Raw genomic sequence first — 18,358 nt, forward strand, 5'->3', positions numbered from 1 at the left:
ACTACTCCTCCTTTCACGACAATGATTCAATCAGGTCTTGCCATCTTTCTTCATGAGGTTGTAAAAGAACTAATTGTCTACCTATTTCTAGGGCTTCATCACGTTTTCCTTCTTCCAGCAGAAAATAAACGTATTTTTCCATGAACAACGGGTCTTCCTTATGATCAGTATATGCCAAAGAATAAAAATCGTATGCACGTTCAAAATTTTCTTCTTTCGCATAGGCATCAGCCGCAAATGGGTATAACGCGGACCAATCATCTTGATTATTTGAAATGATCTCAATCAATTCAATGACATCCTGATCGCGTTCTTCTGCGTGTAAATATGACACTAGAGTCAACGTCGCTTCCATATATTCTGGGTCCAGTGCGATTGCCTGACGCAAATGCTGTTCAGCTTCTATCACTTTACCTAGTTTCAAGGCCATTTTGCCGGCAAATAAATACAATTCCTTATCATATTCATCACGACTTAATCCTTCAAGAATTGCCTGGTATGCTTGTTCATGGTCTTCTAGCATGCTATAGGCTTGCGACAGGAGCAAGTGTGCAGAGAAATAGTCTGGGTCCAATGTCTTTACTTCGTTCAGTTTACGAACTGATAAATCATACTGCCCCGCTTGGAATGCGGCATAAGCATAACCAAAAAGCAAATCTGGCGTAACATGGTTTGATAGTGATTCTTCGTAAAAAGGAATGGCATCTTCATATGCCGCTCCAGCACTGTAAACTTCAGCTAAACGTTCGGATAAACGTACCCCGGCAATTTCATCTGTTGTGGTTTTTAAGTTTTCATATAGTCGTGCAGCTTCGAGATACTTTCCTGTTTCAAGTAAAAGTTCCGCTTTGGCAAAAATCAATAAAGGCTCTCCCGGCAATAGTGCTAGTGCTTGGTTGATTTTTTGCTCTGCCGATTCGTAAAACCCTTGCATTTGATAATAATCAGCTAGACTCAGTAATGCTTGTGGATATTCTTCCTCATGCCCTTCAATGCTTGTCAGCAAAAGTAAGGCTTCATCTTCTTCGTCAATTTCCATGAGTATCTGTGCTCTATCAATCTTGATCTGCGCTTCATTAGGAAACAAAAACTGAAGGTGTTCCAGTATTTGTTCACCTTCTTTTAAATATCCAGCTTGAACTAGCATATTTGCAATCTCATATTGAGCATCTGGTTCCCCTGAAAGTTGCAATGTTTCGATTAAAGACTGTATGGTCTGCAAATCGCCCGCTTCAATCGCTTCAATAAATTGTTGACTTATTTCCATCTCCATCACCCGTTCTCTTTCTATTCATACCATATGCTACATCACGACTACCCCATTCACAAGAAAAAACTCCCCGCTAGCGGAGAGTTTCACAAGTTGACACATTTCGCAAATGATCAAAGAAGTTGGGGTAAGATACGGAAATGCACGAAGCATGTTCAATTTCGATAGGTCCTGTCGAAATCACTGAAGCGATTGCGCCCATCATTCCGATGCGATGGTCTCCATAAGACTGTAGAACCCCTCCTGTAAGAGTAACAGGACCATTTATGACCATTCCGTCTTCGGTAGCCTCGATATCGGCACCTAATTTCTTTAACTCATCTACAACTGCTGTAATGCGGTCTGTTTCTTTTACTTTTAATTCCTCTGCATCTTTAATCACCGTCGTACCCTGAGCTTGGGTCGCCAGTAATGCAATGATTGGAATTTCATCAATCAAGCGGGGAATTAACTCTCCGCCGATTTCAATGCCTTTGAGCTGTGAAGATTGTATCGACAGACGTCCTATTGGCTCTTCATCCCCGCCGTTTTCCAATTCAATATCCAACTTGGCTCCCATTTGTTGCAACACATCGAGAATGCCGGTGCGTGTTGGATTTAAACCGACATGTTCCAAGTGGATGCTACTGTCTTTCGCAATTGCTCCTGCCACCAAAAAGAATGCAGCTGAGGATATATCTCCTGGCACTTCAATATGTGTTGCAGAAAGCTTTTGACCACCCTGGAGTTGAATGACTCCATCCTGACAAGTGATGTCAGCACCAAATTGGCGTAACATACGCTCGGTATGGTCTCGTGAAACTTCTGATTCCCGTACTGTCGTTACACCATTCGCTTGAAGACCAGCAAGAAGGATGGCTGATTTTACTTGCGCGCTGGCAACAGGCATAGTGTAGTCTATTGCAGTCAAATCAGTGCCTTGTATTGCAAGTGGAGTGAACTGCCCCCCACTTCTGCCAGAGATTTGTGCACCCATTTGCCTTAAAGGTTCGATTACACGCTTCATCGGTCTTTTAGCGATTGATTCATCCCCTACAAGAACGCTGTGAACGTTAGATCCGGCTAATATTCCAAGCATTAAACGAGTAGTTGTCCCAGAATTTCCTGTGTCCAAAATTTCAGAAGGTTCTTTCCAACTTTCCATCCCATCGCTCGTAATCGTAACCTGATTGCCATTCACTTGAATATCGACACCTAATTTTTGAAAACAGGAAATTGTACTTAAACAATCATCTCCAAGCAAAAAACCATTAACCGTTGTTTTACCTTTTGCCATTGCCCCGAACATGATAGAGCGATGAGAAATTGATTTGTCTCCAGGAACTCTAACTGTTCCACGAAGGGCTACTTGCTCTGCTTGTAATTTTATGGAGTCCTTCAATCCATTCACATCCTTATATTCTTATTGGATAATAATTGCTCAGTATAAATTCATCTTTTTTCTTCGCAGATTTGAGAAGCTATACTCTCTCTTTATAGACTATCTTAAACGATTTAGTTAATCGTACATTTGCGTAAGCGTTGGTCTCATGCTTAACGCTCATGTGGGTGACCAACATCATGTTGGCCCGAGGAGGCTTGCCATTCGTCCGCGGAAAGAGAGCAGACTCACTCTATGATATATACGTTTCGTAGATTGTTTCATTTGCGATACAACCGCCCGCTTTATTTCGGTCTTCGATTGTCTGAAAGCTGATGACCAAAATCCCAAAAACATCTTCCCTCGTTTCAACAATTCGCAAGTTTGTAATGCTGATCATGTGTTTTGCCAGTAGTCCTGTTATTTCAGAAATGACACCAGGATAATCAGGAACATCCACATACAGATCAAATACAGAATACATGGCGCCTTGTGAAGTAATCGGCAATTCATCTCTGACGTATTTGGCTCTTGAAAAGTAGTGCTCTATATTTGAAGGTTCCGCTTGCATAAGCAACGTTTTTACTGTGTCCATTTCTTTTTGCCATTTTGTCAATTGATTGACCAATTCGATTCGATTTTGAATGGTTATATCTCTCCACATCACAGGATTCGATGAAGCAATCCGTGTGATATCCCGAAAACCACCTGCTGCCAATTGGCGAGTGAAGGGAAATTCTTCATTCTCACTGGATAATTGGTGAACCAAGGACGCAGCGACCAAATGTGGAAAATGACTGACTACAGCGGTCATATGATCGTGTTCAGACGCAGAGACTCGGAGAATCTTCCCCTTTGTCGGTTGCAACAACATTTCAAGGGTATGAATTTTTTCTTCATCTTCCTGTTCCAATGGAGTAAGCATGTAGTAGGCATTTTCAAATAAATGAGCCTTCGCTGCTTCAACACCACTTTTGTGTGAACCGGCCATTGGATGTCCGCCAATAAATGTAAGGTCAAGTTTTTTAAGTGATTTTGCTTTTTCCATGATGATTTTCTTTGTACTGCCGGTATCTGTAAGGATGACACCTTTTTTAAGCTGCCAATGCTGTGCTTCGTTCATTAACTGAAGCGTGGCATTGACTGGAGTCGCAAATACAATGATATCTGCCATTCTTGCAGAATCTTTTATACTGAGTGCCATGTCATGAATGACACCTAATTTTTTGGCTTTACGAACGGTGTGTGAGTCCGAATCAAAGCCAATTACTTTCACTTCAGGATTCTTTTGAATGGCCAATGCCAATGAACCACCAATTAAACCCAGACCTACGATTAGAACATGCGTTGTCATGCAAATACCTCTAATTCTTTTAAAACATCCGCCAACGCTTTTAAGAATGCATCATTTTGTTGAGTCGTACCTATAGTGATTCGAATATATCCCGGTGTTCCAAGTGCATTTCCACTACGGATAATAAAGCCTTTTTTAAGGAGACCTTCAAATACTGTATCGGCGTCAGCTTTTACTTGAAGAAGTACAAAGTTTCCTTGAGTGGGATACATATGTAGGTCATGTTTTGTGGCATATTCATTAAATTGCTGTTTTCCTAATTCGTTTTTGATAATACATTCCTTAAGAAATGCCGTATCTTGAAGTGCCGTCAATGCAGCGCCTTGACTGATTACTGTATTGTTGAATGGTTCACGGACCGGATCCAGACGAGCAATCAGTTCCTTTTGTGCCACTGCATAACCGACTCGAAAACCTGCAAGTCCATATGCTTTCGAAAACGTTCGCAAAATAATGACATTGCCATGATCTTTTAAGAGATCAACGGATTCTTTGTATGCGGGGTCAGTTACGAATTCGTAATAGGCTTCGTCAACCACTATAAGTACTTCTTCGGGAACTTTTTGAATGAATTGTTCCATCTGCTGATGATTGATTAGCGTACCTGTCGGATTATTTGGAGAACACAACCAAACGATTGCTGTTTTTTCATCGATTTGGCGAGCCATTTCTTCCAAGTCATGAGCCCCGTCTTTCAATTGAACTTCACGAACCTCTGCACCCTCAATCACCGCATTATGTCGATATTGTGGGAAAGTAGGAATTGCCATGACAGTATTAACTCCTGGCTGAAGCAAAGCACGAGAAATCATCATGATAATTTCATCCGATCCATTTCCAAATAACAATTGTTCTTCTGCCACACCTACCGTTTCTGCCAAAGCATGACGTAAACCACTTGCGTATCCATCTGGATAAATGGCATGATTTATCGCTTGGTTTTCCAGGAATTCACGGACTTTTGGAGATGTTCCAAAAGGGTTTTCATTCGAAGCGAGCTTCACGATATGATCTAAGCCATAGATCTTTTTCACTTCATCGATTGAACGTCCTGGTTGATATGGTTTCATCCCTGTTAATTGGTTTTTCCACTTCATCGTCATTCGCCTCTACCTTCTTACTTATTGTTTGTTATTAAATCAGGTCGTAATTTAACTGCATCGTTCATGTATACATGATGAATATCGCGTTGCGATTTTTCCGTATTTACGTGCATCAATACACGTATACACAATGGCATCGCGCCTGGTACATCCATTTCATGGGTACACATAACAGGTACGTATGTCCATTCAGGAATACTTCGGACAGCTTTGGCAGGAAATGCAGAAGCTATATCAGTTGTCGTTGAAACCACGACAGATGCAACATCCTCAGGACTGATTTGGTTTTCTCTAGCCATTGTCAAAACAAGCTTCTCTGTCTCAATTAAAATATGAGATGTCGAATCTTCTGGTATGGTGGTCGCTCCTCGAATACCACGAATCATTTATGTACCTCCTTACTCCATTTTCGTAATTGTTCATGTGCCCGTACTACTTCTTCAACGGGGACAATTTTCATACATGGTTTTCCGATTTGTTCGAGTAGAACAAAATGAAGATCACCAAAAGAAGCCTTTTTATCACGTTTCATATAAGGAATGAGTTGATCGATTTCCTGCTTTAAAACAGGTTCAAATGAATACCCAAAAGCGTTCAAAGCATTAAAAAGCTTTTTGGCTGTTCCTTCTTTGAGCGACATTAGTTTTTCACTTAACTGAAGTGAAATCACAAGTCCAATTGCAACGGATTCCCCGTGCGTTATATTTCCGTATCCAACTGACGCTTCAATTGCGTGTCCATAAGTATGTCCTAAATTCAGATATTTCCTTACGGATTGCTCAAACTCATCCGCTTTCACTATATCAGCCTTTACTTGAATGCCTTTAACCAAAAAAGATAACTTCTGTTCTTCTGATATATTTTCAAGAGATTGATAAGAAAGCAAATCTTCCAACCAATTCTTATCCGAGATTAGAGCATGTTTTATTACTTCAGCCATCCCTGATAATACTTGTTGATTAGGCAACGTGGCTAATGTCGAAATATCAAAAATGACAGCTTCAGGCTGATAAAACGAGCCGATCATATTTTTCCCTTGCGGATGATTGACTGCCGTTTTCCCTCCAACTGCACTATCATGAGCTAAAATAGTTGTCGGTAATTGTATAAAAGGAATCCCTCGCATGAATGTAGAGGCAACAAAACCTACTACATCACCGCATGCTCCACCGCCAAAAGCGAAAAGAATTGATTTTCTGGTACACCCTTTTTCGAGCAAAAACGACTGACATGCCATAAAGGTCTCCATAGATTTACTGGATTCCCCTGCAGGCAACCGACATATATGAACGGATGTATCCAAAAACGATTGGAGAGGTTTCAGCAATTTGTCCAAATGCAGATTGGCAACTGCTTCGTCGACAAAGATCACCACATGATCTGCATGTTTAATTTGCTTTTCATATAAAGCCAATGCAGGCTCGTATATGAATGAACCTACATGAACTTTGTATGATTTGCTTTCCGTGTCGATTGAAATAGTATGCATTCTTTAGAACTCCTTTGTATAGGCACGGTGCTGGTTGATTGAATTGAGAAGTTGTGGCATTTGATCACTATGGAATTGTTCCAAAATGGCATTGGCAATTTCCCACGCTACGACATGCTCTGCAACAACAGAGGCTGCAGGTACAGCACAACTATCTGAACGTTCTATACTAGCTTTAAATGGTTCTTTCGTAGATATATCGACACTTTGAAGAGGTTTATATAGAGTTGGAATGGGTTTCATTACACCTCGGACGACAATTGGCATTCCAGTGGACATGCCACCTTCCAGTCCTCCTAGTCGATTTGTTGTTCTGGTATACCCTTGTTCCTCATTCCAAACAATTTCGTCATGTACTTGACTGCCTGGTTTACGAGCCATTTCAAATCCTAATCCAACTTCAACACCTTTGAATGCATTAATGCTCATTACTGCCATTGCAAGTTTGGCATCGAGTTTACGGTCATAGTGAACATAGCTTCCTATTCCAGCTGGCATACCCTCCACAATGACTTCCACAACTCCACCGATCGAATCGCCGTTTTCTTTTGCTTCATCAATTGCTTTGACCATTAATTCTGAGGCCTGTGGGTCCAAGCAATAAACAGGATCCGCTTCAATGATTTCACGAATTTGCTTTACATCAAGACCTTCCCAAGCGGATGGATCTGCTTTTATGCCACCGATTTCTGTCACGTGCGAAACAATGTTGATCCCCAATTCCGAAAGTAACTGTTTTGCCACTGCACCAACAGCCACACGAACAGTCGTTTCTCGCGCGGAAGAACGTTCCAAAACGTTTCTTAAATCTGAATGACCATATTTCATGCCGCCGACTAAATCCGCATGCCCTGGTCGAGGACGCGTAATTTGTCGTTTGATATCTTCTGGGTTCAATCCTTCTTCCAATGGTTCAATTCCCATGACATGTGTCCAGTGCTTCCAATCGTCGTTTGTAACCACCAGAGCAACTGGTGAACCTAATGTCTTGCCGTGACGCACACCTGAAGTTATATCAACCGTATCGGTTTCAATTTGCATACGTCTGCCACGTCCATGACCACCTTGTCTTCTTTTTAAATCCTTATTGATCATTTCTGCTGTAATGGTTAATTGTGCGGGTAATCCTTCTATAATGGCGGTCAATTGTGGACCGTGAGATTCTCCAGCTGTTAAATAACGCATAACACTTTCCCCCTTCAACTCGCTAAAGTATTTTAAGTAACACTATAACACAAACCGATTTCATTTTCATCGTTCTTGAAAATATTAAAAAAAAGTCCGAAAATTCCTTCGGACGATTTTACTTACTATTTTCATTATAGGCTATTTTAAACTTAACTGTTATATATAGTCCATTTGTAATCGTTACCTTCACGCTCTTGTGGCTTGGAGGCTTGCCAGCTCGTCCACGGAAAGGGAGCCGATTCCCTCTCTCGTTTATAGATCACCTTAAATTTATCGTACATTTGCGCTTGTTGCACATTTCAAGAATGAGCCTACAAGTATGAAAACAACTATTTATGTATGCAAATATTGTCATAGTTCCATTATATCGCAAAGCTATATTTGCTTAAAATAAAAAGCAGTCAAATGAAAAATCATTTGACTGCTAAGTTAATTAGTTTACCCAGTTGTTAGCGTCTTTTGAATAAGAAACTAGTTCTTCTTCTTTGAAGAATAAACCGATTTCACGAACAGCGCTATCTGCAGAGTCAGAACCGTGAATGATGTTTTTGCCAACAGTTACTGCAAAATCGCCACGGATTGTTCCTGGAGCAGATTCTTTAGGGTTAGTAGCACCTACTAATAAACGAGAAGTAGCGATTACATTTTCGCCTTCCCAAACCATTGCGAAAACTGGTCCAGAAGTAATGAAGTCTACCAATTCACCGAAGAACGGACGCTCTTTGTGCTCGCCGTAATGTTCGCCAGCAAGTTCAGGTGTGATTTGCATTAATTTTGCTCCAACTAGTTGGAAGCCTTTGTTTTCGAAACGACCAACGATTTCACCGATTAGGTTACGTTGTACGCCATCAGGTTTTACCATTAAGAAAGTTCTTTCCATAATTAACACTCCTTCAATTGTATGTTAGAGATTTATCCCCAAAATAGTTATGGATACATTATCCACCGTAAAAAATATTACCATTGTCTCTTCGTTTGTTCAACACATTAAAATTTACGCTTGCCCATATATAGTGCAATATCTCGTAATGATTTTTTTGCACGCGACGCTGGAAGTGCATCGATTTCTTTTAAAGCTTTCTGCAAATACCGGTTGCTGATTGCTTTGGACTTCTCAATTGCATCTGATTCCCGAATCTTTTTAACGAGTGCTAAACGCTCTGTTTCAGTCATATTTCCTGATAGAGCATGTTCAAGATCTGGTCTGAATTCCGGCAAATCTTTCAAGAACAAAATCGGTAAAGTTATATTACCTTGTATCAAATCAGATCCGGCAGGTTTGCCTAATTCTTTATCAGTAGACGTAATATCCAAAATATCATCAATTATTTGGAATGACATGCCGACATAATATCCAAACCGCTTCAGATGATTGACGGTTTTTTCATCGGCTCCCGAGACAACTGCGCCTAGCTGACAGCTTGAGGAAATCAACAACGCTGTTTTTCTTTTAATGCGTCTAAAATAATCCTGAAGGCGTTGATCCAATTTGAATTTGTCTTCAATTTGAATGATTTCTCCTAGGCATATTTCAACCATTGTATAAGATAGGATTTGATGCGCTTTTGGATTCCGGATGTTCGTTATGTATTCAAGAGCACGGGCAAAAATAAAATCGCCGGTATACATGGCGACTCGATTATTCCACTGTGCTTTTACCGTTAATTGTCCACGTCTCATTTCGGAATCATCTATTACATCATCATGTACCAATGAGGCCATATGAATAAGCTCCAGTGGTACTGCGACATGTTTAATTTGGTCAATTTGATAATTTCCAAACTTAGCTGCCAACAAAACAAAAACGGGCCGAATTCGCTTTCCGCCCGCATGCAATAAATGAAGAGAAGCTTCATTGAGTAAGTCTGAAGACGAATTCACCGCTATTTCCAATTCTTTTTCGATGAGATCTAAATCTGAACGCATATCAGAATAGAGCATCTTCAACTTCATCTTTTCCACAACAATTAACCTTCTCCCGCTATTTAAACTTTTTTAATGCCAATATGTCTCGCAGCTGCTCCGCCGCTATATGGCTTGTATTCAACTTGTTTGAATCCAGCATGTTCAAGCATTTTTGCAAGTGCCTTCATTCCTGGGAAATCTTTTGCCGATTCTTGTAACCAAGAATACTCTTTGTAGCTTTTGGCGAAAAACTTACCAAAGACAGGCATCACATATTTGAAATAAAAGCGAAACAGTTGTTTATAAACTGGCAACTCCGACTGCGAAGTTTCAAGACATACAAACATACCACCCGGTTTCAGGACGCGATGCATTTCTTTTAAAACCTGCATATAATCCGGTACATTTCGCAAACCAAATCCAATCGTTACATAGTCAAAGGTATGATCCGGATAAGGTAAATCCATCGCATTGCCATGAACAAGCTCAATCTGAGGATAATCTTTCACTTTTTCCATACCGACATTCAACATATTTTGACTGAAATCCAGTCCTATCGCTTTACCAGAGGACCCTACAGCTTGACCCATTGAAATCGTCCAATCGGCTGTACCGCAGCAAACATCCAATGTGGTGCTTCCTGGTTCAACTTTCATTCGCGACATCGTATCTTCACGCCATTTTATATGTTGTTGAAAACTGATGACTGAATTCATCTTATCGTAATTCCCTGAAATTTTTTCAAATACTTCATGGACACGTTGCTCTTTTGTTTTGGTCATGCCTAGGTCACCTTTCTCTCATGACTGACACTTGTTCATTCAATCGGAGTTTGTACAAATCTAATAAGTATTTTCGGACAGGATGGCTTAATAGATGAGATTGTGAAATGTCTTCCATCATTTTGATTTTTTGATTTGAAAGTTCATGGTTCAGTAAGACGAGCCAGGAGTGTGAAAAATCAAATTCATCTTCGCTATCTGCTAACGACTCTTGAAAACGAGAACTTTTCCCTTGATTCACAAGATCCAACTCGTATTCTAATCGATGAATCATTAAGCCTCGACGAACAAATGATTGATATCCCACGTACTCAAAGTGTTCATGAAATTGAACAATAGATAAACTTTCAATGGTCTGAATGGTTTCCATCCATTGATCAAATGATTGCTTTACGTTGTCATAGACAGATGCCTTTTTCTCACTGATATCGATAATGCCATTGGATAATGAACGTATCAAATCGATATTGGAGAGTTTGGCTAACATTTGGTAATAGAGACCACTATAGTAATCTCCGGCCAGCACAGTTAATTGCTGACTTTTGGACGAAGCATTTAATTCTTTAATCTGATCATGTGCCGCTAATGCACTATAAATGACTGCAACCGAAATAGCTGATTGTTCCTGCTCATCATTCCAATGCTCTCCATTCAAATATGGCAGAAGCAAAAAAAATAATCGGTCTTCGCGAAGATCCGGTTCGCCCGTATGGATACGAAGAGTCCGATGACGGACAGACATCAATATTTTCGACTTAAATTGTTCGATTGTTTGTTGAATGAATTGTTCGTTCATCGTACGTGCTCCATTTCGCTATATTGCCGGTGTCGTATTTTGTCATTATAGCACAGCAACGCTAGTCCTTCACGTAGACTGGACCTATTTTTTCGTTTCACTGTGAATCGTGCCATGAGTTGTTCGAATTTCTGCTTTCCCACGGATTTTCATCGCTGAAGTATGTTCAGTAAATTGTGCAATCATAACTTCGCCACGATCCAGTTTTTCTGAGTGATGAAATTTTGTGTCTGTGCCTCTAGTAAGTCCGATTACGTGAACACCATCTTCTTCTGCGCGGATTACGATATACTCCGTTTGTGCCATTCAGCATCCTCCTCCATGAACTTTATTGTCTATTTATCATAGCATAACCTAACTTTGTAAGTTTACTTGCTTAATTCATTTGAATGAACGATAAAATCTCACTACGTTTAATATCGTCTTCTTCGTAGACCCCACGTGCAACTGCCGTGACGGTTTTAGCTCCAGGTTTTTTTATACCTCGCATCGTCATGCACATATGTTCAGCCTCGATCACTACATATACACCATAAGGATTTAGCATCTCCATAATCGAATCTGCAATCGTAGACGTAATACGTTCTTGTAATTGCGGACGTCTTGCTGTTGTCTCTACTGCTCTCGCCAATTTGCTTAAGCCTGTAACGACTCCATCTCTCGGAATATAGGCGATATGCGCTTTTCCGTAAAAAGGAACTAAGTGATGTTCACACATCGAATGAAACGGAATGTCTTTTACTAAAACCAGCTCTTCATGGTCTTCATGGAAAACGGTTTTAAAGTATTCTTTAGGGTCTTCCTGCAGCCCTGAAAACATTTCAGCATACATCTTTGCCACACGTTTTGGCGTTTCAAGTAATCCTTCACGTTCTGGGTCTTCGCCTACTGCTTCCAGAATCATTTTCACTGCTTCTTCTATTTTTTGTAAATTTACTTTTGACATGATGGACGCCTCCTGAAATAATCACAACGCAAGCCAGATTGTTTTATGAGTTACTGCACTTTACTAATGCAGACGACAAAAATCGAGCTTTAATCCTCAAAGAATAAAATGAAATTGAGGGATATGTAATGAATATAAATAATACTACTGAATCGTAGCATACCATCAAATGTTACGCAAAAACGCTTCATTCGTCTAGATTCTTTTTTAAAAAGAGAAAAGCTCTTATCTGGAGCGACACTGTAAACTGAAAAAAAGTTCCCAAAATATAAGGTGTTAGCGAAAATATATGTTAATTAAAAGTATCGTTTAACTAAACCAAATAAAAAAAGAACGACTTCTGTGAGAATTCACAAAAGCCGTTCTTATGTAGGTTCAGACACGTATTATTTTACCGCGTCCTTAAGCGCTTTACCTGGTTTGAAAGCAGGTACTTTGCTTGCAGCGATTTCGATTTCTTTACCTGTTTGTGGGTTACGACCCTTACGAGCAGCACGTTCACGAACTTCAAAGTTACCAAAACCAATTAGCTGGATTTTTTCACCCTTTGCAAGAGCATCTTGAATTGTATCAAATAACGCATCAACTGCTTTAGAAGCATCTTTTTTCGAAAGATCTGCAGCTTCAGCTACAGAGTTCACTAATTCTGTTTTATTCACACCATTCACCTCCTCTCAAAGGGGATGGAACCTCAATCATGTAAAAAGAGTATCATAACCAAAAAGCCTACGCAACAATATTTCCACCACAATTTCCAACTTCATGCAGAAAATGCCCTCATAACAAAAAAGAACGGGACTTTTCGCATAGTAAAATGCGATGCCCCGTTCTTTTTTATAGAATAAAGGTGACGCTCCCGCGATCGCCTTCGTTTACCATTCGTTCAATCGTCTCACGCATGCGTCTCTTCGCATGAGTTGGAACAGCTTCTGTTTTGAATTTCATGCTTTCCTTCAGCATTTCGTGAAGTGGAGTACCGAATAAAGATGTTTGCCATAAGGCATCACGGTTGTGCAGGTAGGCATCTTTTAAATCTTTTAATAACTGTTGACTATGGAATTCCGAGCCAATCAATGGTGAGAACTCTGCATCCATATCTACACGGATAATGTGTAGTGAAGGTGCTTTTGCTTTCATCCGGACACCAAAGAAATTATTTTCTTTAATTAACTCTGGTGCTGAAGGCGTGAAATCTTCCATTGTCGGTAGAGTCACACCATAACCACTTTCTTTTGCCATTTCAATGGCTTCGTGGAACCTTAAATATGATTTTTTTGCATATGATGCTTCTTTTACGTATAAAAGCCAATCTTTTTTCGAGACAATCGGCTCTTCCAGGAAGTCCTGATATACCGATTGAAACGCATCATCTGTTAAATCGATTTGAATGGATGCTTTTCCTTTACCTGCATTCACTTCAATGACTTCAGCGTTTGCAACGTGAGGTTCTTCAGATAAAAATGTAGCCAGATCTTTCACATCTCTGATTTTTGCAACTTGTTGAGACCAAGAATCCAAAGAATTTTGAATCGATTGTTTAAGTGGATGATCACTTTCCAATACATCCATCCATTCCGGTTTCAAAAGTTCAAATGTTGTCACTGGAAACTCATACAGCGCTTCTTTCAATACCCATTGAATCTCTTGGACTGTCATTTGATCCACAGCTGTCGCAATGACCGGCACGTTGTATTTGTCACATAATTCCTGGCGCAATGCATGAGTTTGATCATGAGCCGGGAATCGGGTATTCAGAACAACTACAAAAGGTTTTCCAATCTCTTTTAACTGACCGATAATTTCTTCTTCAACACCCTCGACTGCTGCTCTCGGAATGTCGTTAACCGAACCGTCTGTTGTCATTACAATCCCAATTGTAGAATGGTCACGGATAACTTTATCTGTGCCGATTCTTGCAGCTTCCTGAAACGGGATTGGTTCATGATGCCATGGTGTGTGAACGTACTTCGGACCGTTCTCATCTTCATGGCCTTTTACACCCTCAATAATATATCCTACACAATCCGCCAGGCGAATATGGAATCGGAATGCGTCGTCACCCACTTGAATGCTAGTACCATGAGCTGGCACAAATTTCGGTTCAGCTGTCATAATTACTGCACCAGGAGAGCTCTGAGGTAGTTCATCTTGTGCACGGATTCGGTCCACTTCGTCCGTCATATTCGGAATTACTAAACTTTCCATTACCCGCTTTACAAAAGTAGATTTTCCTACTCGTACCGGTCCAACAACACCAATGTATACATCTCCATTTGTCCGTTCGGCTATTTGTTGATAAAGCTCTTCAGCCATATCGTTGCCCCCTTTCCTACGCACTTTATCGTATGCACAAAAAAAACGTTTCATGCATATGCACGAAACGTTTCTCTTTATTTCTTTAAATTCTAGTTCAATAAGTAGCATAAAAATAGCCGAGGAGGTCAATGCGGCGTAGTTTTCGAGCACCGCAGCGTATGTTCTCAATACGTGAGGAGCAAGAAACAAGCCAACGAAGAGATCTGATAGCTATTTTTAGCGGACCTATTTAACTTCCTTTTGTAGAAATTCTGGTTCATTCTTTTCATTGACAGTGTATGGTAGCGAGTAAGCTGGCAAAACAGGGTATTTGTCTACCAATAGATAACGAATATCTTCACCAGGTTTGACATCTGGTTTATCTTCTTGGAGGATGCGATTTAACTCAATCGAGTAATCGATATAAATAGACCCATCTCCCGTTGCAACTAATGGGAGATTTACGTTTGAATATGGACTAGGTACTGTTTGTTCCTCTTTGTAACCCATGATATTGTAATCCAGTTTATATACATTTTCCGCGACTTGTTCCGCTATAGGCCCATACCCATTTGCGCCAAGTTTAATATTTAATTCTCTTATTTTTTCAGCAGAACGTAAATCAACCAATTTGACCGTTGGATTTTCTTCGACATCCATGATGACATATTGAAACAAACCACCATTTTCGTACGCATTTGGAGGAATTTCACTTAAATAAGCCGGAACAATCTTTTCGAAATCAATCGGATATTTAATGTATTGATCAACATCTTGATCCCTTGTTTTAATAGGCAATAAACCATCTGTAGTCTCTTGGAATTTTTCTACAGCGGCTTGTACTGAAGCCAATTGTTCTTCATCGGGTCTTTGATTTTCTACCCGTTCCGATTCGGGATACATACATCCCGACAACAATATTGCAATGAGGATTAATAGACTTAATTGTGATATTTTCTTCATGATTTTCTTACGAACCCCCTGTTGGACCGCTAAATACGATATATATCATACATAAGAATCCAATGATTAGAAGTACATATGAAACAAGTGCAAATAGAAATTTAATAACACGATTATTGATTTTATTTCGACTGACATAAATTAAGCACATAGAAATCATCATGAAGCCCATTGCAGCAAACGAAATCCACATTTTGTCTAGTGATGACATAAAATTAACCACCTTTCACTATCTCTCAACGAATAAGTATAACACGAAAAAACAAGAGGTACAGACGCTCTACCCCTTGTTTTGTGACGATTTATAGATACTCGAATAAATCTTCCATTTCATGTTTCTTCACGCGATCCATTAACTGATCAACTGCTGATTTTGGATCTACTTGTTCAAATAACACGGCATAAAGAGCACTGGTGATCGGCATGGGAACATCATGGAATTTCGACAACTGGTATGCAGCTTTTGTGGTGCGTACACCTTCAACAACCATTCCCATTTGCTCCAACACTTCATCCAGGTTCATCCCTTTACCCAGCATGCTGCCAGCCCGCCAATTTCGAGAATGAACGCTTGTACAGGTCACAATTAAGTCCCCAATGCCTGTTAAGCCTGAGAACGTTAAGGGATTGGCACCCATTTTTGTTCCTAAGCGGGCAATTTCAGCAAGTCCTCTTGTTATTAGAGCAGCCTTGGCATTATCACCGTATCCCAATCCATCAGTTATTCCTGCAGCCAGTGCAATGATATTTTTCAATGCACCGCCCATTTCTACTCCAATGACATCAGAATTGGTATATACGCGGAAGTATCCATGCATAAACAAATCCTGTACTTTTTCAGCATATTGAATATTTTCGCACGCTGCTGTCACGGTAGTCGGGTGTTTCAAAACTACTTCTTCGGCATGACTCGGACCCGATAGAACTACAATTTCTTCTATCAAGTGAGCGGGCAATTCTTCCCTCATCACTTCAGAAATACGTTTTAATGAGTCTGGTTCAATACCTTTTGACACGTGAACAAAAAGAATAGGTTCCTGTATCCACTCTTTGATATTGCGGCATACTTCACGAATGCCTTTCGTCGGAACAGCCATGACCACTATTTTCCCATGTCTGGCTGCTTCTTCTAGGGATGAAGTAGCTATCAACGAATCTGGTAATACAGTTCCAGGTAGATACTTTTCATTTGTATGTTGCTGATTGATTTCGGTTGCCTGATCTTCACGGTGCGACCATAGCAAACAATCATGACCGTTTTCTGCAAGAACAATACTTAACGCTGTCCCCCAGCTTCCGGCACCTAAAACGACTACTTTTTCCATGTTAGCAACTCTCCTACTGAAACAAATTACGTTCTAGCGCGTGTAATAAGACGAATTGGTGTCCCTTCAAAATCGAAAGATTCACGAATTCTATTTTCAAGGAAGCGTTCATATGAGAAATGCATGATTTCTGGTTCGTTCACAAACACGACAAATGTCGGTGGCTTGATCGCAACTTGTGTAGCGTAATAAATACGCAGACGACGGCCTTTGTCTGTCGGTGCAGGGTTACGCGCAACTGAATCCTCAATTACTTCGTTCAAGACACTAGAAGTAACACGCATTGCATGGTTTTCACTGACACGGTTGATAATTGGTAAAATTGAATGCACACGCTGATTAGTTTTTGCGGATACGAAAATGATTGGTGCATAATCGAGGAATAAGAAATGTTCACGAATCATTTTTGTTGTTTTGTTCATCGTTTTCTCATCTTTTTCAACAGCATCCCATTTATTTACGACGATAATGACTGCTTTACCCGCTTCGTGTGCGTAGCCGGCAATTTTTTTATCTTGTTCCTGAATACCTTCTTCAGCGTTTAATACGACTAAAACAACGTCGGAACGTTCAATTGCACGAAGAGCACGAAGCACACTGTATTTCTCAGTCGTTTCGTAAACTTTCCCTTTTTTACGCATACCAGCTGTATCGATGATGACATATGGCTGGTCTTCATATTCATATTGAGTATCGATTGCGTCGCGTGTAGTACCTGCGATTTCGCTTACGATGACTCGTTCATCCCCAAGGAAGCTGTTCACTAAAGAAGACTTCCCTACATTCGGACGACCGATGAGTGAGAATTTGATGACATTCTCTGGATATTCTTCTTCATCCTGTTCAGGGAAGTTTTTTGCCACTTCATCGAGCAGATCCCCTAATCCAAGACCATGGGAACCAGAGATCGGGAATGGTTCACCGAATCCAAGTGAATAGAAATCATAAATCATGGACCGCATGTCTGGATTATCTATTTTATTGATTGCCAGCACGACTGGTTTTTTTGTTTTATACAATATTTTCGCCACTTGTTCATCAGCAGCAGTTACACCTTCACGACCATTGGTAAGGAAGATGATGACATCTGCTTCCTGGATCGCGATTTCTGCTTGCTGACGGATTTGTTCCAAAAATGGCTCGTCCCCAATTTCGATACCGCCTGTATCGATTATATTGAATTCATGAGTCAGCCAATCTGCCGAGCTGTATAAACGATCGCGTGTGATTCCTGGGATATCCTCTACGATTGATATACGTTCCCCTACAATCCTGTTAAAGATTGTGGACTTTCCGACATTCGGCCGGCCTACGATAGCTACTACCGGTTTAGACATATATAATTCATCCTTCCAACTTCTTCTCTAAAGTATTATACATGAGAAAAACACAGGTTGCACCCCAATGGTGAAAGCAAGTATATTTCGTATACTGATATCCGGACTATTTCAAGAAAATATCAGTGCACGTAAAGTGTAAAACGCCATGATAGCTCGACTTCATGGAATGTTGAAAAGTCCAAGTTAGTCGGACTTCGACGTTTCATGGTGAAAAACATTGTTCGAACGGCAATGGGTGCAGT

General features: G+C 40.3%; 19 protein-coding genes. All 19 read right to left on the minus strand.

The window, feature by feature from the left end; genetic code table 11:
• Positions 1 to 13 precede the first annotated feature (13 nt).
• Complete coding sequence (locus MHH33_RS10485) at positions 14 to 1,267, minus strand: tetratricopeptide repeat protein (protein WP_342543763.1); 1,254 nt, start codon at positions 1,265 to 1,267, stop codon at positions 14 to 16.
• A 76-nt stretch (positions 1,268 to 1,343) separates the two neighbouring features.
• Positions 1,344 to 2,651 (minus strand): 3-phosphoshikimate 1-carboxyvinyltransferase, encoded by a 1,308-nt coding sequence (gene aroA / locus MHH33_RS10490; protein WP_342541706.1) that lies wholly within the window; start codon positions 2,649 to 2,651, stop codon positions 1,344 to 1,346.
• 232 nt (positions 2,652 to 2,883) lie between these two features.
• A complete protein-coding gene (locus MHH33_RS10495; protein ID WP_342541707.1) occupies positions 2,884 to 3,984 on the minus strand; it encodes a prephenate dehydrogenase in 1,101 nt (366 codons plus the stop codon).
• A complete protein-coding gene (gene hisC, locus MHH33_RS10500) occupies positions 3,981 to 5,081 on the minus strand; it encodes a histidinol-phosphate transaminase (RefSeq protein WP_342541708.1) in 1,101 nt (366 codons plus the stop codon). Before hisC ends, MHH33_RS10495 begins: the two co-directional genes overlap by 4 nt.
• Before the next feature lie 20 nt (positions 5,082 to 5,101).
• A complete protein-coding gene (aroH, locus tag MHH33_RS10505) occupies positions 5,102 to 5,473 on the minus strand; it encodes a chorismate mutase (RefSeq protein ID WP_016427412.1) in 372 nt (123 codons plus the stop codon).
• Positions 5,470 to 6,576 carry a 3-dehydroquinate synthase gene (gene aroB, locus MHH33_RS10510; protein WP_342541709.1) on the minus strand — a complete coding sequence of 369 codons (1,107 nt, stop codon included), beginning with the start codon at positions 6,574 to 6,576 and terminating at the stop codon, positions 5,470 to 5,472. Before aroB ends, aroH begins: the two co-directional genes overlap by 4 nt.
• Positions 6,577 to 6,579: 3 nt before the next feature.
• Entirely contained in the window at positions 6,580 to 7,761 is a 1,182-nt protein-coding gene (gene aroC / locus MHH33_RS10515; RefSeq protein ID WP_016427414.1) for a chorismate synthase, read from the minus strand.
• 436 nt (positions 7,762 to 8,197) lie between these two features.
• The gene (gene ndk / locus MHH33_RS10520; RefSeq protein WP_016427415.1) at positions 8,198 to 8,644 is read right to left on the minus strand and encodes a nucleoside-diphosphate kinase; all 447 of its coding nucleotides are present in this window, start codon (positions 8,642 to 8,644) and stop codon (positions 8,198 to 8,200) included.
• Positions 8,645 to 8,751: 107 nt separating this feature from the next.
• Positions 8,752 to 9,726 carry a heptaprenyl diphosphate synthase component II gene (gene hepT / locus MHH33_RS10525; RefSeq protein WP_342541710.1) on the minus strand — a complete coding sequence of 325 codons (975 nt, stop codon included), beginning with the start codon at positions 9,724 to 9,726 and terminating at the stop codon, positions 8,752 to 8,754.
• 23 nt (positions 9,727 to 9,749) lie between these two features.
• Positions 9,750 to 10,451, minus strand: a complete 702-nt coding sequence (locus tag MHH33_RS10530) for a demethylmenaquinone methyltransferase (protein ID WP_016427417.1) — start codon at positions 10,449 to 10,451, stop codon at positions 9,750 to 9,752.
• 7 nt (positions 10,452 to 10,458) lie between these two features.
• Positions 10,459 to 11,247, minus strand: coding sequence for a heptaprenyl diphosphate synthase component 1 (locus tag MHH33_RS10535; RefSeq protein WP_342541711.1), 789 nt, complete (start codon positions 11,245 to 11,247; stop codon positions 10,459 to 10,461).
• An 84-nt stretch (positions 11,248 to 11,331) separates the two neighbouring features.
• The gene (gene mtrB, locus MHH33_RS10540; RefSeq protein WP_016427419.1) at positions 11,332 to 11,553 is read right to left on the minus strand and encodes a trp RNA-binding attenuation protein MtrB; all 222 of its coding nucleotides are present in this window, start codon (positions 11,551 to 11,553) and stop codon (positions 11,332 to 11,334) included.
• 70 nt (positions 11,554 to 11,623) lie between these two features.
• Positions 11,624 to 12,193, minus strand: a complete 570-nt coding sequence (gene folE, locus MHH33_RS10545) for a GTP cyclohydrolase I FolE (RefSeq protein WP_016427420.1) — start codon at positions 12,191 to 12,193, stop codon at positions 11,624 to 11,626.
• Between the two features lie 386 nt (positions 12,194 to 12,579).
• On the minus strand, positions 12,580 to 12,852 hold the full coding sequence (locus tag MHH33_RS10550; protein ID WP_016427421.1) for an HU family DNA-binding protein: 273 nt from the start codon (positions 12,850 to 12,852) through the stop codon (positions 12,580 to 12,582).
• A 175-nt stretch (positions 12,853 to 13,027) separates the two neighbouring features.
• The gene (gene spoIVA, locus MHH33_RS10555) at positions 13,028 to 14,506 is read right to left on the minus strand and encodes a stage IV sporulation protein A (protein WP_342541712.1); all 1,479 of its coding nucleotides are present in this window, start codon (positions 14,504 to 14,506) and stop codon (positions 13,028 to 13,030) included.
• 228 nt (positions 14,507 to 14,734) lie between these two features.
• On the minus strand, positions 14,735 to 15,451 hold the full coding sequence (locus MHH33_RS10560) for a hypothetical protein (RefSeq protein ID WP_342541713.1): 717 nt from the start codon (positions 15,449 to 15,451) through the stop codon (positions 14,735 to 14,737).
• Between the two features lie 7 nt (positions 15,452 to 15,458).
• A complete protein-coding gene (locus MHH33_RS10565; protein ID WP_342541714.1) occupies positions 15,459 to 15,662 on the minus strand; it encodes a DUF2768 domain-containing protein in 204 nt (67 codons plus the stop codon).
• Between the two features lie 91 nt (positions 15,663 to 15,753).
• The gene (locus tag MHH33_RS10570; protein ID WP_342541715.1) at positions 15,754 to 16,776 is read right to left on the minus strand and encodes an NAD(P)H-dependent glycerol-3-phosphate dehydrogenase; all 1,023 of its coding nucleotides are present in this window, start codon (positions 16,774 to 16,776) and stop codon (positions 15,754 to 15,756) included.
• Between the two features lie 26 nt (positions 16,777 to 16,802).
• Positions 16,803 to 18,113, minus strand: a complete 1,311-nt coding sequence (gene der, locus MHH33_RS10575) for a ribosome biogenesis GTPase Der (protein WP_342541716.1) — start codon at positions 18,111 to 18,113, stop codon at positions 16,803 to 16,805.
• Between the last annotated feature and the right edge of the window lie 245 nt (positions 18,114 to 18,358).

Source organism: Paenisporosarcina sp. FSL H8-0542 (genome assembly GCF_038632915.1).
Lineage (GTDB): Bacteria > Bacillota > Bacilli > Bacillales_A > Planococcaceae > Paenisporosarcina.

Excerpts from the sequence above, each read along its gene's own strand:
- MHH33_RS10485 (WP_342543763.1), bottom strand. The coding sequence starts at position 1,267 with ATGGAAATAAGTCAACAATTTATTGAAGCGATTGAAGCGGGCGATTTG.
- MHH33_RS10495 (WP_342541707.1), bottom strand. The coding sequence starts at position 3,984 with ATGACAACGCATGTTCTAATCGTAGGTCTGGGTTTAATTGGTGGTTCA.
- hisC (WP_342541708.1), bottom strand. The coding sequence starts at position 5,081 with ATGAAGTGGAAAAACCAATTAACAGGGATGAAACCATATCAACCAGGA.
- aroH (WP_016427412.1), bottom strand. The coding sequence starts at position 5,473 with ATGATTCGTGGTATTCGAGGAGCGACCACCATACCAGAAGATTCGACA.
- aroB (WP_342541709.1), bottom strand. The coding sequence starts at position 6,576 with ATGCATACTATTTCAATCGACACGGAAAGCAAATCATACAAAGTTCAT.
- aroC (WP_016427414.1), bottom strand. The coding sequence starts at position 7,761 with ATGCGTTATTTAACAGCTGGAGAATCTCACGGTCCACAATTGACCGCC.
- ndk (WP_016427415.1), bottom strand. The coding sequence starts at position 8,644 with ATGGAAAGAACTTTCTTAATGGTAAAACCTGATGGCGTACAACGTAAC.
- MHH33_RS10530 (WP_016427417.1), bottom strand. The coding sequence starts at position 10,451 with ATGACCAAAACAAAAGAGCAACGTGTCCATGAAGTATTTGAAAAAATT.
- MHH33_RS10535 (WP_342541711.1), bottom strand. The coding sequence starts at position 11,247 with ATGAACGAACAATTCATTCAACAAACAATCGAACAATTTAAGTCGAAA.
- mtrB (WP_016427419.1), bottom strand. The coding sequence starts at position 11,553 with ATGGCACAAACGGAGTATATCGTAATCCGCGCAGAAGAAGATGGTGTT.
- folE (WP_016427420.1), bottom strand. The coding sequence starts at position 12,193 with ATGTCAAAAGTAAATTTACAAAAAATAGAAGAAGCAGTGAAAATGATT.
- spoIVA (WP_342541712.1), bottom strand. The coding sequence starts at position 14,506 with ATGGCTGAAGAGCTTTATCAACAAATAGCCGAACGGACAAATGGAGAT.
- MHH33_RS10560 (WP_342541713.1), bottom strand. The coding sequence starts at position 15,451 with ATGAAGAAAATATCACAATTAAGTCTATTAATCCTCATTGCAATATTG.
- MHH33_RS10565 (WP_342541714.1), bottom strand. The coding sequence starts at position 15,662 with ATGTCATCACTAGACAAAATGTGGATTTCGTTTGCTGCAATGGGCTTC.
- MHH33_RS10570 (WP_342541715.1), bottom strand. The coding sequence starts at position 16,776 with ATGGAAAAAGTAGTCGTTTTAGGTGCCGGAAGCTGGGGGACAGCGTTA.
- der (WP_342541716.1), bottom strand. The coding sequence starts at position 18,113 with ATGTCTAAACCGGTAGTAGCTATCGTAGGCCGGCCGAATGTCGGAAAG.